Here is a 13,353-nt window from a genome sequence, read left to right as displayed (position 1 = left end):
GGCTCCTCGGACTCGGTGCGGGTGCCGGGCGGATCCCGGCTCGTCAAGAAGACAACGGGTGATCTGCGGCCGGGGTCACGCGAAGAAGGGAACGGAATCGAACCGAACGGCACGGGCGGCCCCCGCCGCTGTCCGGTCGGCCGACCGGGTGGGGCTTTTCCGGTTCGCCGCGCGGCACCCGGGCCGATGCCCGGGCGCCTGCCTAGCGTGGCGCGATGCCCACGCTGCCGCGGTCCCGCTGGTCCCATCACGTGCCGGTCGCCCTGCTCGCCGTACTGCTGGCCCTGTGTCCGACGGGCGCGCGGGCCACGCCTCCGCCGCCCGTCGGCGCTTGCGCGGCCACCGAGTGGCCCTGGAACTGCCTCGCCCAGTGCGAGAGCAGCGGCGACTGGCACATCAACACCGGCAACGGTTACTACGGCGGACTGCAGTTCTGGCAGGCGACGTGGGCGGAGCACGGCGGGCTCGCGTACGCCCCGCGCGCCGACCTCGCCACCCGGGCGCAGCAGATCAAGGTCGCGGAGAGGGTGCTCGCCACCCAGGGATGGAAGGCGTGGCCCGTCTGCTCGAAGCGCTACAAGCTCTTCGGCCGGGTCCACTTCGTGAAGGCCGGGGACACGCTCGCCTCGATCGCCCGCCGCTATCGCGTCAAGGGCGGCTGGAAGGCGCTCCACCGGGCCAACGCGGAGGTGATCGGCCGCGACCCGGACCGGATCCGCACCGGCCTCATGCTGGTCCTTCCCTCGGCGAAGAGTGCGTCGGCCCGTGGCGCAGTTCTGACGCCTCTCCGCTGAAGACCACCGCGCCGCGGCGCAGTTCATGCACGAAGACGGGGCGGCCCGCCGACGTCCGGCTCAGCAGGGCGGGCGGCATTCTCTGTTCCGCCGTCACGACTGTGGTGGCCGGTGCCAGTGCGGCGAGCAGTTCGTACGTACGGGCCGCCACGGGTGGGGACATGCCCTGGGTGGGCTCGTCGAGGAGCACCACACGGGCGCGCGATACGAAGGCACGGGAGACCGCCAGCATGCGCTGCTCGCCGCCGGAGAGGGTGCCCGCGCGGCGGGGGAGCAGGGCGCGCAGGGCCGGGTAGGCGGTGAGTGCCGGTGCGATGTCCTCTTGGGGTGAGGAGAGCGCGAGTTCCAGGTTCTCCGCGACGGTGAGGGACGCGTACACGGCGTTCCTGTCCGGTACGAAGCACAGGCCGTGGCGGGCGCGGTCGTGAGGGCGCAGGCGGGTGATGTCCCTGCCGTGCCACAGGACCTGGCCGGAGGTCAGGGGCACGGTTCCGGCGAGGGCGCGCAGAACGGTCGTACGGCCGGAGCCGTTGCGGCCGAGGAGGACGGTGGGGGCGCCGCCCGCCGGTACGGGGAGGTCCACTCCGTGAAGGGCCTCCAGGGGGCCGTAGCGGACGCGGGCGCGGCGCAGTTCCATGACGTTGGTCATGGGGCCGCTGCCTCGATGCGTCCCGCCGTCATGGTGTGCACGGTGTGGGCGATGTCCGCGACCAGGTCGAGGTCGTGCTCGACGACGAGCACGGCCATTCCGTCGGCCGCGAGGGCGGCCATGATCCGGGCCAGTCGCTGTGCCTCTGCCGTGTCGAGCCCGGCGGCGGGCTCGTCGAGCAGGAGGGTGTGCGGGCGGCCCGCCAGCGCCCTGCCGAGCTCCACGCGGCGCAGGGTTCCCGTGGGGAGGGCGGCCGCGGGGTGGTGGCGGACGGGGCCCGCGAGGTCCAGGAGGCGCAGTACGGACTCCAGGGCGGTGGGGTCGGTCCGTACGTGGCCCTGTTCGGCGCCGAGCGCGATGTTCTCCTCGACGGTGAGGGAGGGGAAGACGGCGAGGTCCTGGAAGGTACGGGCGATGCCGAGGCGGGTGCGGGTGTGGGGGGGTGTGCGGGTGATGTCCGCGCCGCCCAGCTCGATGCGGCCGGAGTCGGGGCGCAGGGTGCCGGCCAGGCAGTGGAAGAGGGTGCTCTTGCCGGCTCCGTTGGGGCCGATCAGTGCGGTCACCCTGCCGGGTTCGACGGTGATGTCTACGCCGTCGAGGGCGGTGTACGCGCCGTACGTGAGGCGTAGGGCGTGGGCGGTGAGGGGTTGCCCGGGGGTGCCCCCCGCCCGCCTCTGCCAGGCTGGGGCTTGCGCGGCTCCGCCGCGGTGCGGGCCGCTGCGCGGGGCTTTCCCCGACCCGCCCCTTCCCGCAGTGACATTCTGCGGCTCCGCCGCGTGGGGGCGCTGCCCCAGACCCCGCTCCTCAAACGCCGGAGGGGCTGGATGGTGCGGCCGAATCCAGCCCGTCCGGGGTCTGGGGCCGGCCCCCACGCGGCGGAGCCGCAAAGTGTCACTGCGGGAAGGGGCGGGTCGGGGAAAAGAAGCCTTTGCCTGCCAGGGATAGCGGCCCAGCAGCACTGCCAGTACGCCGATCACCGCCGCCGCCGCGCCGCCCCGTGCCCCCGCGTCCAGGCCCACCAGCAGCGCCGCCGCCGCGCATGCGCCCAGGAGGTTGTCGGCGCCCAGGACCACTACCGCCGCGAACCACAGCAGTGCGCGCACCGGGTCGTACGCCGCCGGGTCGAACGCGCGCAGGCCCATTCCCAGCATGCCGCCGCCCAGCGCGGCCAGTGCCGCGCCCGTGACGAAGGTGAGCAGCTTCAGGGCGGGGACGGGAACGCCCGCCGCCGAAGCGCCCGTCTCGTGGTCGCGCATCGCCGCCAGCGCGCGGCCCGCGCGGCCCCGGCGCAGCGCGGCCACGGCCAGCAGAGCAGTGGTCAGAAGGGCCAGCTCCAGGGCGTAGTACACGCGGTCGGAATGGAAACCGGCCGGGCGGGCCAGGCCGAGGCCGGACGTCGCGTACGGCTGCGCGAAGACGAAGCGGCTCACCGCGACGCCGAACGCCAGTGTGGTCAGGGCCAGTGCGAGGCCGCGGCGGCCGATCGCCGGCCAGCCGAGGAGTACGCCCAGCGGGGCCACCAGCACCACCGCCACGGCCAGGGCCGGGAGTTCCGGCATGGCGGGCAGGCCGGGGAAGCGGCCCGCCGCCAGGAGGGCGGTGAAGAGGGCGCCGAGGCCCGCGTACGCCGCCTGACCCAGCGAGATCTGGCCGCCCCGGCCCGTCACCACCACCAGTGAGAGGAGGATCACCGCCAGCGCCGGGACCTGGATGGACGTATGGAGATCCGATCCCGCGAAGCCGAGAGGGAGGAGGAAGAGGACCCCCGCCACCAGCCACGCGACCGGCGGTGCGGCGGGGAGGACGGGCGCCGAAGGGCGGGGGAGCGCGTCGCGGGCGTCCGTGGTGGGCACCGCCAGGGCCGCGATCAGCAGGGCCACCACGAAGAGGTTCGCGCCGATCGCCTGGACGAGCGGCTCGGCCCAGGCCGCCGACGGGTGCACCCGCGTCAGTTGCGCCTGCGCCACCCCGATCGCCAGCGCCGCGCCCACCGCGACCGGCAGGCTCCGCATCCGCGCCACCACCGCCACCGCGATCACTTCGACGACGAGCAGGGGGAGGCCGTACGGGTCCAGGCGTACGTACGGGGCGAGAAGTACGCCCGTCAGGCCCGCCGTGAACGAGCCGAACGCCCAGCCCGCCGCCGCCACCCGGTCCGTGTTCGTCCCGCCCAGCGCGGCCAGCGCACGGTTGTCGACGACCGCCCGCAGCTCGCGCCCGAAACGCGTCCACCGTGTCACCGCGCCCACCAGGGCCGCCAGTACCCCTACCGTCGCCAGCTGCGCCCATGGGTCGCCGGCCAGCAGCACCGGCGCGTCCGCGCGGGCGCCTGTGCCCCACACCAGCGCCGCGCCCCCGACCAGCAGGACGAATACGCCGATGGACGCGACCAGGGTCTGCGCCGGATCGCTGCCGAGGACCGCCAGCGGCCGGAACACCGCCCGGTCGAGGAGCAGTCCGAGGCCGGGCGCCACGACCACCAGCGTCACGGCGGCCGCGAGGGGCAGCGGCCACTCCCATTCCACCGCCAGTTGGCGCAGCACGTACGCGCACACCATGGCGATCGCGCCGTGCGCCAGGTTCAGTACGCCGGTCGCGCGGTAGGTGACGATCAGTCCGATGCCGGTGAGCGCCGCCGCGCTGCCGACGGCGAGCCCCGCCAGCGTCAGGTCGTACGTGAGGGACGACACCGCGTCAGGCCTCGGCGGCGGGGGGTCCGGGGGGCGGGGGTTCGCAAACGGGGCAGAGGTTCAGGCCGGACGGGTCGTCCGGTGGCGCGGCGTCCGGTTTGCCGGTGACGAGCGGGCAGTCGGGCCGGTGGAGGAGCGTCCCGCCGGGGACTTGGAGCAGCGGGCCCCGGGCGGACGGGGACGGCGGCGTGGGGACTTCCTCCGGTGCCGCGGCGGTGTCCTCCCGCGTGGGCGCCGGCTGCCGGTCGCCGTGTGCGAGGAGCACCGCGGCGGCGACGATCAGCGCCGCGCCGGGCACCGTGCAGGAGGCGAGGTACGGGAGCTGCCGTTCGGCGAAGCGCTCGCCGGAGATTCCGTACCAGCCGATCACGCACAGCACCGCACCGCAGACCAGAGCCGCCAGGCCGGCCCACAGCAGCGGCCTGTCGCGCGGTCGCGTCCTTGGCACCGGGACCCCCCTAGAGGCACTTACGGGTCAGTACGAGCCTGTCCTTGGCGGCGGATACGTTGCACTATGCCGTGAAGCGACAGACCCTGGAAGCATCGGGCGAAACGGCCCGGTCGGACACCCGGTGGTGAGCCAGATGGTCCTCGGCAGACACCCTCGTACTGCGGCATGGGCGGCCGCCGCAGTGCTGATACTGGTACCGGCCGCCGCGGCATGCGGCGACGACAACGGCACGCCGCAGACGCCGACGCGCTCCCCGGCCACCAGCCCTCCGGTGACCCCGGACAAGAACCAGCCCGCCGACCTCACCGCGGCCAGGGCCGAGGTGGAGAAGAACTGGAAGACGTTCTTCGATCCCAAGGCGTCCACGGAGGACAAGGTCAGGGTGCTCCAGAACGGCGAGCAGATGCGGCGCGTGCTGACGGCCTTCGCCAATGACCCGAACGCCGCGAGGTCCTCGGCGAACGTCACCGCCGTGAAATTCACTTCCGCCACCGAGGCGGATGTGACGTACGACCTGCTCGTCGGCGGACAGCCCGCCGTGCCCAACAGCAAGGGCACCTCGGTCCTCCAGGACGACGTGTGGAAGGTCTCCGTGAAGACCCTGTGCGCCCTGGTCCAGCTCAGCGGCAATGCGCCGGCTGTGCCGGGCTGCTGAAAGCCTGCTGCTCGCGGCGTTCCTCCTGCTGAGCGCCGCCTGCGGCAGCCGGCTGCCCGAGAGTGAGTTCGAGGGCCGCCGGAGTGCCCCGCCGCCCGCCCGGGAGGCCGAGCCGATACGGATCGGCATCATCAGCAGTGCCACCAGCCCGGTCGGCGGCTCGGCCTTCAGCGGGCCCGGGGAGGGCGCCCGGGCGTACTTCGACGCGCTCAACGCGGGCGTCGGCATCGACGGCCGCAAGGTCGAGGTGTTCACCTGCGACGACGGCGGCAGTGGCGTCGGCAACAACGACTGCGTGCACAAGCTCCTCGACGAGCGGAAGGTCTTCGCGCTGGTCGCGACGACCGCCCTGGAGTACGCGGGCGCCCCCCGGGTCGCCGACGCGGGCGTCCCCGACATCGGCGGCCAGCCGATCGGTCCGGCGTACGACACCTACCCCCACCTGTACGGGATCTACGGCAGTGATGCCCCGCGCACCGGCGGGAAGCCGGGCTGGAACGGCACGCTCTACGGCGGCACCGAGGTCTACCGCTACTTCAAGCGCGAGCACGGCGCGCGCACCGCCGCCGTGGTCGCCTACAACCAGGCCTCGTCGGCGGCGTACGCCCGGCTGGTCACCAAGGGGCTGAAGGCCGAGGGGTACCGGGTCGTCACCGAACAGGTGGACTTCGCCCTCCCCAATTTCCGGGCAGTGGCGGCGGACCTCAAGGACCAGGGGGTCGACCTGGTCTTCGACGCGATGGACACGCACGGCAACGCCCAGCTGTGCGAGGCGATGGACGACGTGGGCGTGGAGGTCACCGCGAAGGTCACCAATGTGCAGAACTGGTCGTCCGCCGTTCCACGGGATTTCAGGGACGCGCCACGCTGCCGCAACGCCCTGTGGGTCACCGGGGCCAGCCGCAATTACGAGGAGGTGAGCCATCCGGCCGTACGGGAGTTCCGCGAGGCGATGAAGGGGGTGCGGGACCGGCTGCTCTCGCAGTGGCAGTTGGAGGGCTGGGCGGCCGCCATGTGGTTCGCGGACGCCGCGAAGTCGTGCGGACGGCAGCTCACCCGTGCGTGCGTCGAGGCGTACCTGAACCGCGAAGAGCCGTACACCGCACGCGGACTGCTGCTTCCCGTGTCGTACAAGCGACTGGCCGAGCCGCCCGAGACCAGGCGCACGTGCCTGTCGGTGGCGCGGTGGCGGGACGGGGCGGGATGGGTGACGCAGGGCGGGGACATGACCGGCAACTGCTTCACCGTTCCGCAGCTTCCCTACCGGCCCTGATGCACAGAACGGCAGTTTGGTTGCCCCGCTCACGCTATCGATGTCACAACCGTATTGGAACGATTCGATGCGCCCGGGGCCGATCGGTTTCCGACCAGTACAGTCCATTTCTGAAAGCAAGCGGACATGGACCACGTCCGCGGAAGATCTGGGGGTCGCGTCGGCGTATGCACATCTCATTCCTGCTCCACAACGCGTACGGCATCGGCGGCACGATCCGTACGACCTTCAACCTCGCCCAGGCGCTGGCCGAGCAGCACGACGTCGAGATCGTCTCGGCCTTCCGCCACCGCGACGAGCCCGCGATGGGCGCCCCCGCCGGCGTACGGCTGGACTATCTGGTGGATCTGCGCAAGAAGAGTCACGGATACGACGGCGACGACGAGCGGTTCACGCAGCCGGCAAAGGTGTTCCCGGCCGGCGACGGGCGCCACAAGCAGTACAGCCGGCTCACCGACGCCCGTATCGCCACGCATCTGAAGTCCACGGAGGCGGACGTCGTCGTCGGCACCCGCCCCGGACTCAACGTGCACATAACCCGGCAGACCAGGCGCGGCCCCGTGCGCGTCGGCCAGGAGCACCTCACCCTCGCCGGGCACGGCTACCGGCTGCGCCGCGAGCTGAGCCACCGTTACGGCCTGCTCGATGCCATCACCACCGTCACGGAGGCCGACGCCAACGACTACCGGACCCGGCTCAAGCTGCCCGGCGTACGCATCGAGGCTGTGCCGAACAGCGTGCCCGCGCCCCTCATAGCGCCGGCCGACTCCAGCGCCAAATGGGTCGTCGCGGCCGGCCGGCTCACCAAGGTCAAGCGGTACGACCTGCTGATCGAGGCGTTCGCGAAGGTCGTGGCCGCCCGCCCCGACTGGCGGCTGCGCATCTACGGCAGCGGCGACGCGAGCGGCAACGAGAAGAACGCCCTGCACGCCCTCATCAACGAACTCGGGCTGCACAACCACGTCTTCCTGATGGGATCGGCCAACCCCATCGAGCCCGAGTGGGTCAAGGGCTCGATCGCGGCGGTCACCTCCAGCCACGAGTCCTTCGGCATGACCATCGTCGAAGCGATGCGCTCCGGGCTGCCGGTGGTCTCCACCGACTGCCCGCACGGGCCGCGCGAGATCATCAATGAGGGATCCGACGGGCGGCTGGTGCCGGTGGGGGACTCCGACGCTGTTGCCGACGCGCTCCTTGGGCTGATCAACGACGACGAGCTGCGGCGTGCGATGGGAGCGGCCGCGCTCGACAGCTCGGCCCGCTTCGACCCGGGGCACATAGCCGAGCGCCATGAGGCGCTGTTCACCGAACTTCTCTCGCGCGGCGCCAACAGCCGCTCGCGCAGCCGGGTCCAGGACGCGCTGTACCGCTCCCGGGGAGCGGTGTTCGACGGGGCGTACTCCCTCCGCTACAAGGCCGCCTCCGTGCTCCGGAAAGGGCAGACCGCATGACCAGCACCCCGACCCGCACGGAGCCGCCGCGCGCCGACTGCATCGCGGACTCCGCCGGCGGCGTCACCTTCGACATCGTGGGTGACGCGTCGCCGGGCGCGGTGCTCGTACTGCGGCGGCGCGGCGGGAAGACGTCCGCGGACGTCATGCGACTGCCGCTCACGCCCACCGGGGACGACCGGTCGCGAGCGGTGTTGCCGAGTACGGTCGAGCTGGCTGAGGGGCGTTGGGACGTCTTCACGGCCCACGGGGACGAGACCGGGGAACAGCGCATCGAGCCCGGCATCAGGGACCTGCGCTCGCTCGTCGACCGCGCCCCGGACCCCGGGCGCGCGCAGGTCGCCGTACGCATCCCCTATCCGACGGCCGACGGCAAGCTCGCGGTGCGCAGCTGGCTGCGGGCGCCGCACGCGGAGGCCGGGAGCATCACGTTCGCCCAGGGTGCGATGACGCTGGAGGGGCGGCTGTACGGGGCCGGGGCCGGGCTCGACGAGGGCGCGGTCGCCGAGGCCAGGCTGCGCGGCGCGAAGAAGGACGTGCACCGGGTGCCGGTGACGGTCCGGGAGGACGGCACGTTCACCTTCACGCTGGCGTACGAGCCGCTGGCCGAGGGGCGCGGCGACGAGCAGCGGCTGTGGGACCTGTGGCTGTGCCCGGCGGAGGCAGAGCCCGGGCAGGCGGCCGGGATACGGGTGGGGCGCATCCTGGACGACGTCTGGGACAAGAAGGGCGTCTTCCGCTACCCGGTGCGGCCGGTAGAGGGGCCGAGGGTGACCCGGCCGACCACGGCGTACCCCTACTTCACCGTCGACAACGATCTCAGCGTGCGGCTCGACACCGCGAAGTGAAGAGGAAGAGCAGCCGGGGTTGAGGACCGTACCTGTCCGCAAGCCCTGGCAGACTCGCCCCCATGTTGGAGACCTCCGCACGTCTGCTGCGCCTGCTCTCGCTGCTCCAGGCCCACCGCGAATGGTCCGGGCCCGACCTGGCCCAGCGGCTCGGCGTCACCCCGCGCACCGTGCGCCGCGACGTCGACCGGCTGCGCGAGCTCGGCTACCCGGTCAACGCCAGCCCCGGCACCGGCGGCGGCTACCAGCTCGGGGCGGGCGCCGAACTGCCGCCGCTGCTGCTCGACGACGAGGAGGCGGTGGCCGTCGCGGTCGGCCTGCGCACCGCCGCGGGTCAGGGCATCGAGGGCATCGGTGAAACGTCCGTACGCGCGCTGGCCAAGCTCGAACAGGTGCTGCCGAACCGGCTGCGCCGCCGCGTCGGCGCGCTCAACGACTTCACCGTCCCCATGCTGCGCGGCCCGGGCGCGTCCACCGTCGACGCCTCGGTCCTGACGGAGCTGGCCAACGCCTGCCGGGACAGCGAGCGGCTGCGCTTTGAGTACCGGGACCACGGCGGCAGTTCCTCCCGCCGGACCGTCGAGCCGCACCGCCTGGTGTGCACCGAGCGCCGCTGGTACCTCGTCGCCTGGGACCTGGACCGCTCCGACTGGCGTACGTTCCGGGCGGACCGGATCACCCCGACGCCCCCGCACGGACCGCGCTTCGTCCCGCGCGATCCCCCGGCCGAGGACTTGGCGGCGTACGTCTCGAAAGGCGTCTCCACCGGGGCGTACGCCGCGACGGCAGTGGTCCGGCTGCTGGTGCCTCTGGACGAGGCGCGGCAGGCGGTCTCGCCCAGTGCGGGCGTACTCGAAGCCGTCGACGAGCACAGCTGTCTGCTGCGCACCGGGGCGGCGAGCCTCGAGGTGCTGGTCATTCACATCATGCTGATGGGCTTCGACTTCGAGGTCGTCGAGCCGCCCGAGCTCACCGACCGGATCAGGTCGGCCCGTGATCTCCTCGCGCGCGCTCTGGATCGAGGGGCGCCGGCTTGACCTGGGCGGCCCGCTGGATCGCCGCGAACTCGGGGTGGTGCAGGTCGAAGGCGGGCGACTCGGAGCGGATGCGGGGGAGGGTGACGAAGTTGTGGCGGGGCGGCGGGCAGGAGGTCGCCCACTCCAGCGAACGTCCGTAACCCCACGGATCGTCGACGTCGACCTTCGTCCCGTACTTCGCCGTCTTCCAGACGTTGTAGAGGAACGGCAGCGTTGACAGGCCGAGCAGGAACGCGCCGATGGAGGAGATGGTGTTGAGGACCGTGAAGCCGTCGGCCGCCAGGTAGTCGGCGTACCGGCGCGGCATGCCCTCGGCGCCCAGCCAGTGCTGGACCAGGAACGTGGTGTGGAAGCCGATGAAGAGCGTCCAGAACTGGATCTTGCCGAGCCGCTCGTCGAGCAGCTTGCCGGTGAACTTCGGCCACCAGAAGAAGAAGCCGGCGAAGGTCGCGAAGACGACCGTGCCGAAGACGACGTAGTGGAAGTGCGCCACCACGAAGTACGAGTCGGTGACGTGGAAGTCGAGCGGCGGTGAGGCGAGGATGACGCCGGTCAGGCCGCCGAAGAGGAAGCTCACCAGGAAGCCGACGGCCCACAGCATCGGCGTCTCGAAGGAGAGCGATCCCTTGAGCATCGTCCCCGTCCAGTTGAAGAACTTCACTCCGGTCGGGACCGCGATGAGGAACGACATGAAGGAGAAGAACGGCAGCAGCACCGCTCCCGTCGCGAACATGTGGTGCGCCCAGACGACCAGCGACAGCCCCGTGATCGCCATGGTCGCGCCGACCAGCATCACGTAACCGAAGATCGGCTTGCGGGAGAAGACCGGGATGATCTCCGTGATGATGCCGAAGAACGGCAGCGCGATGATGTAGACCTCCGGGTGGCCGAAGAACCAGAAGAGGTGCTGCCACAGCAGCGCCCCGCCGTTCTCCGCCTCGAAGACCATCGATCCGAAGCGCCGGTCCGCCTCCAGGACCAGCAGGGCCGCCGCCAGTACGGGGAAGGCGACCAGCACCAGGATCGAGGTGAAGAGGACGTTCCAGGTGAAGACCGGCATGCGGAACATGGTCATGCCGGGCGCGCGCATCCCGATGATGGTGGTCAGGAAGTTGACCGCGCCGAGGATCGTGCCGAAGCCGGAGAGCGCCAGGCCCATGATCCACAGGTCGGCGCCGATGCCGGGGGACCGCTCCAGGCCGTTGAGCGGGGCGTACGCGAACCAGCCGAAGTTCGCCGGGCCGCTGGGGACGAGCAGCGAGCCGAGCACGATGAGGCCGCCGAAGAGGAACAGCCAGTACGAGAGCATGTTCAGCCGGGGGAACGCGACGTCCGGGGCACCGATCTGGAGCGGCATGATCTCGTTGGCGAAGCCGGCGAAGGTCGGGGTCGCGAAGAGCAGCAGCATGATCGTGCCGTGCATCGTGAACGCCTGGTTGAACTCGTTGTTGCTCATCAGCTGGAGGCCGGGCCTGGCCAGCTCGGCGCGCATCATCAGCGCCATCAGGCCGGCGATCAGGAAGAAGACGAACGACGTGATCAAGTAGAGATGCCCGATTTTCTTGTGGTCCGTGGTCGTCAGCCAGTCCACGATCAGGCGGCCGGGCCGCCGCTCCGGTCCCGGCCCCGCGACCGCCGCGGCGGTGTCCGTCTCCGTCCCCATCGCTTTGCCCCCCATCGGGCTTCAGGTAGCAGGCAGGAGACACATGATGCTCGCGTCGGCCCCCGGCCCGACAGGGGGCGTACGCGGATTATGTGGGGGAACCGTGAATTCGGCTACGGGGCGTCAGATTTCCCGGGTGCCCGGTGAGGGGAATTCCCGGCAACCCCCTGCGGGGCGCCGGGAATGAATTCGGAACCTGTTATTGCGTGATCATTCGAAGGTTGTTCCATTCGCGTCCAGCGGCACGGAACTGTCCTTTCGGGTGAAGGCGTTCATGCCAAACGCTCGTCGTGATCCTGTGACACAAGTGTGACCGCTGAGGTATCTGGGGCGGTGACACTCAGCTCCGGCCCCCGTACTTCCTTCAGCGTTCCGGGCGGCCTACGGTGAGTTCATGGCATCCCTACCGACCCCTTCCGCACAGCCCGACGACGCTCCCGAGGCGTACGTCGGACTCGACGCCGCCGGCGCGGAGCGGCTGGCCCGCGAGCGAGGCTGGACCACCGTCAGGGCACTTCCGCCGGGCTCGATCATCACCATGGAGTACCTGGAGGGCCGCCTCAACTTCGAGGTCAAGGACGACACCGTCATCCGCTGCTGGAAGGGCTGACCCGCCGCACACGGTGAAGGCCCCGGTGGACTCCATGGGAGCCCACCGGGGCCTTCGCCTGCGGGGAGAGGCCTGTGCGTACCGTCCCCGCGGTCTTGCGGGCGGGTCAGCCGCCGGCCACCGGCCGGGGCGACGTCCCGGGACGCGCCGCGCCCGTACGGTCGGCGTGCGGACCCCGGCGGCTGCCCGCCGGGGTGACGGACGTCCGCTCCGCGCGGCCCCCCTTCATCCCGGTGGTCAGCCGCTGCGGGAGGTGACCGGCCGTCCTGGTGCCGCCCGTGGAGCGGCCGCCGCTGCCCGCGCCCACCGGCTCGCGAGCCGGCGTGTCGGTCTGGGCGGAGTACGGGGCGGTGGGGTGGCGCTGCGGGAAGAGGGCGGGGGACAGGCGGCCGCCGGCCGGCGCGGGCTGCGCGGCGCCGAGCTTGCGACGCGCACGCCGGGCCTCGCGGACCGCGAAGATCCAGGCTTCGGTGCGCCCGATCAGCGGCTCGAACCACGGCAGGCTGAGCAGGATCAGCAGACCGGCGGCCCAGCCGAGGAGCACATCGCTCAGCCAGTGGGTGCCCAGGTAGACGGTGGTCGCGCCGACACCCAGCGCGACGAGGGCCGAGAGCACCGAAAGCCAGCGCCTGGCCCGCGGGGTGGTGGCCAGGTAGGCCAGGATTCCCCACGTCACCACGGCGTTGGCGGTGTGACCGGAAGGAAATATATCGCCGCCCGCGAACATCTCGGCCGAGCCGATCTCCGTCGCGTAGTGCGGGCCGAGGCGGCCGAGGCCGAGCTTGACCGAGCCCACCGTCACGTTGAGCAGGAGGAGCGAGGCGCCCAGCGTCAGCAGCGGTCGCAGCGTGTGCTGCCGCCAGGAGCGCCAGCCGAGCCAGGCCGCCACCATGACGGAGGTGGGGCCGCGCTGCCCGAGCACCACGAAGTAGTCCAGGAAGGGATGGACTTCGGGCCACTGCTCGTACGGCCGGAACAGCATGACCTTCCAGTCGAGGGCCACCAGCCAGGACGTGATCAGCACAGCCCAGACGATGGCGATGTAGAACGCCAGCGTCGAACCGAAGAGGGCCGTACGGGTACGGCTCATCCCGGGGATCTCTATCTTCGGCGGCTCCGCTTCCCGGTCCAGCCGGGCAAAGAGTTGGTCGGTACGCACTGAATCGACGTTACAGCGAGTGAGTGACAAGCCCGGCCCATCCGGCATCTTTGTGATGACGATGTGATGTGGG

At 71.5% G+C, this 13,353-nt stretch carries 12 protein-coding genes; 7 read left to right on the top strand and 5 right to left on the bottom strand.

Annotated features, from left to right (window positions below; genetic code table 11):
- The first annotated feature begins 215 nt into the window (after positions 1-215).
- Complete coding sequence (locus tag ABZX79_RS03610) at positions 216-794, top strand: transglycosylase family protein (RefSeq protein ID WP_355250907.1); 579 nt, start codon at positions 216-218, stop codon at positions 792-794.
- Here ABZX79_RS03610 and ABZX79_RS03605 read toward each other — a convergent pair.
- The 3 genes from ABZX79_RS03605 to ABZX79_RS03595 are packed head-to-tail and all read right to left on the bottom strand — an operon-like array spanning position 727 to position 4,581.
- Positions 727-1,443 carry an ATP-binding cassette domain-containing protein gene (locus tag ABZX79_RS03605; RefSeq protein WP_355250904.1) on the bottom strand — a complete coding sequence of 239 codons (717 nt, stop codon included), beginning with the start codon at positions 1,441-1,443 and terminating at the stop codon, positions 727-729. The two genes, ABZX79_RS03610 and ABZX79_RS03605, sit on opposite strands and share 68 nt — an antisense overlap.
- Positions 1,440-4,133: an ATP-binding cassette domain-containing protein gene (locus ABZX79_RS03600; protein ID WP_355250901.1), complete on the bottom strand. Its 2,694-nt coding sequence runs from the start codon at positions 4,131-4,133 to the stop codon at positions 1,440-1,442. The genes ABZX79_RS03605 and ABZX79_RS03600 overlap by 4 nt, the downstream gene beginning before the upstream one ends.
- 4 nt (positions 4,134-4,137) lie before the next feature.
- Positions 4,138-4,581, bottom strand: a complete 444-nt coding sequence (locus tag ABZX79_RS03595) for a hypothetical protein (protein WP_355250898.1) — start codon at positions 4,579-4,581, stop codon at positions 4,138-4,140.
- 184 nt (positions 4,582-4,765) lie between these two features.
- Between ABZX79_RS03595 and ABZX79_RS03590 the strand changes: the two genes are divergently transcribed.
- From ABZX79_RS03590 to ABZX79_RS03570, 5 genes are all read left to right on the top strand, one after another.
- Positions 4,766-5,239 (top strand): hypothetical protein, encoded by a 474-nt coding sequence (locus ABZX79_RS03590; RefSeq protein ID WP_355250895.1) that lies wholly within the window; start codon positions 4,766-4,768, stop codon positions 5,237-5,239.
- Positions 5,214-6,512: an ABC transporter substrate-binding protein gene (locus tag ABZX79_RS03585; RefSeq protein ID WP_355250892.1), complete on the top strand. Its 1,299-nt coding sequence runs from the start codon at positions 5,214-5,216 to the stop codon at positions 6,510-6,512. The genes ABZX79_RS03590 and ABZX79_RS03585 overlap by 26 nt, the downstream gene beginning before the upstream one ends.
- Before the next feature lie 167 nt (positions 6,513-6,679).
- Positions 6,680-7,963: a glycosyltransferase family 4 protein gene (locus ABZX79_RS03580; RefSeq protein WP_355250889.1), complete on the top strand. Its 1,284-nt coding sequence runs from the start codon at positions 6,680-6,682 to the stop codon at positions 7,961-7,963.
- Complete coding sequence (locus ABZX79_RS03575) at positions 7,960-8,811, top strand: hypothetical protein (RefSeq protein WP_355250886.1); 852 nt, start codon at positions 7,960-7,962, stop codon at positions 8,809-8,811. Before ABZX79_RS03580 ends, ABZX79_RS03575 begins: the two co-directional genes overlap by 4 nt.
- A 62-nt stretch (positions 8,812-8,873) precedes the next feature.
- Positions 8,874-9,848 (top strand): YafY family protein, encoded by a 975-nt coding sequence (locus tag ABZX79_RS03570; protein WP_355250883.1) that lies wholly within the window; start codon positions 8,874-8,876, stop codon positions 9,846-9,848.
- On the opposite strand, the gene ctaD is transcribed toward ABZX79_RS03570, so the two are convergent.
- A complete protein-coding gene (gene ctaD / locus ABZX79_RS03565) occupies positions 9,793-11,511 on the bottom strand; it encodes a cytochrome c oxidase subunit I (RefSeq protein ID WP_355250880.1) in 1,719 nt (572 codons plus the stop codon). The genes ABZX79_RS03570 and ctaD overlap by 56 nt on opposite strands.
- 394 nt (positions 11,512-11,905) lie before the next feature.
- Between ctaD and ABZX79_RS03560 the strand changes: the two genes are divergently transcribed.
- Positions 11,906-12,121 carry an I78 family peptidase inhibitor gene (locus ABZX79_RS03560; RefSeq protein ID WP_214977159.1) on the top strand — a complete coding sequence of 72 codons (216 nt, stop codon included), beginning with the start codon at positions 11,906-11,908 and terminating at the stop codon, positions 12,119-12,121.
- A gap of 106 nt (positions 12,122-12,227) precedes the next feature.
- Here ABZX79_RS03560 and ABZX79_RS03555 read toward each other — a convergent pair whose 3' ends face one another.
- Positions 12,228-13,280, bottom strand: a complete 1,053-nt coding sequence (locus ABZX79_RS03555) for a phosphatase PAP2 family protein (RefSeq protein ID WP_355250876.1) — start codon at positions 13,278-13,280, stop codon at positions 12,228-12,230.
- Positions 13,281-13,353: the final 73 nt, after the last annotated feature.

Source organism: Streptomyces sp. NPDC002994 (assembly GCF_040611155.1).
Taxonomy (GTDB): Bacteria; Actinomycetota; Actinomycetes; order Streptomycetales; family Streptomycetaceae; genus Streptomyces.
Note: the sequence above shows the minus strand (reverse complement) of the source record. Positions and strands in the feature narration are given on the sequence as shown.

Coding starts and splice junctions, on each gene's coding strand:
- ABZX79_RS03580 (WP_355250889.1), top strand. CDS start 6,680: ATGCACATCTCATTCCTGCTCCACAACGCGTACGGCATCGGCGGCACG.
- ABZX79_RS03575 (WP_355250886.1), top strand. CDS start 7,960: ATGACCAGCACCCCGACCCGCACGGAGCCGCCGCGCGCCGACTGCATC.
- ctaD (WP_355250880.1), bottom strand. CDS start 11,511: ATGGGGACGGAGACGGACACCGCCGCGGCGGTCGCGGGGCCGGGACCG.
- ABZX79_RS03585 (WP_355250892.1), top strand. CDS start 5,214: ATGCGCCGGCTGTGCCGGGCTGCTGAAAGCCTGCTGCTCGCGGCGTTC.
- ABZX79_RS03605 (WP_355250904.1), bottom strand. CDS start 1,443: ATGACCAACGTCATGGAACTGCGCCGCGCCCGCGTCCGCTACGGCCCC.
- ABZX79_RS03560 (WP_214977159.1), top strand. CDS start 11,906: ATGGCATCCCTACCGACCCCTTCCGCACAGCCCGACGACGCTCCCGAG.
- ABZX79_RS03610 (WP_355250907.1), top strand. CDS start 216: ATGCCCACGCTGCCGCGGTCCCGCTGGTCCCATCACGTGCCGGTCGCC.
- ABZX79_RS03570 (WP_355250883.1), top strand. CDS start 8,874: ATGTTGGAGACCTCCGCACGTCTGCTGCGCCTGCTCTCGCTGCTCCAG.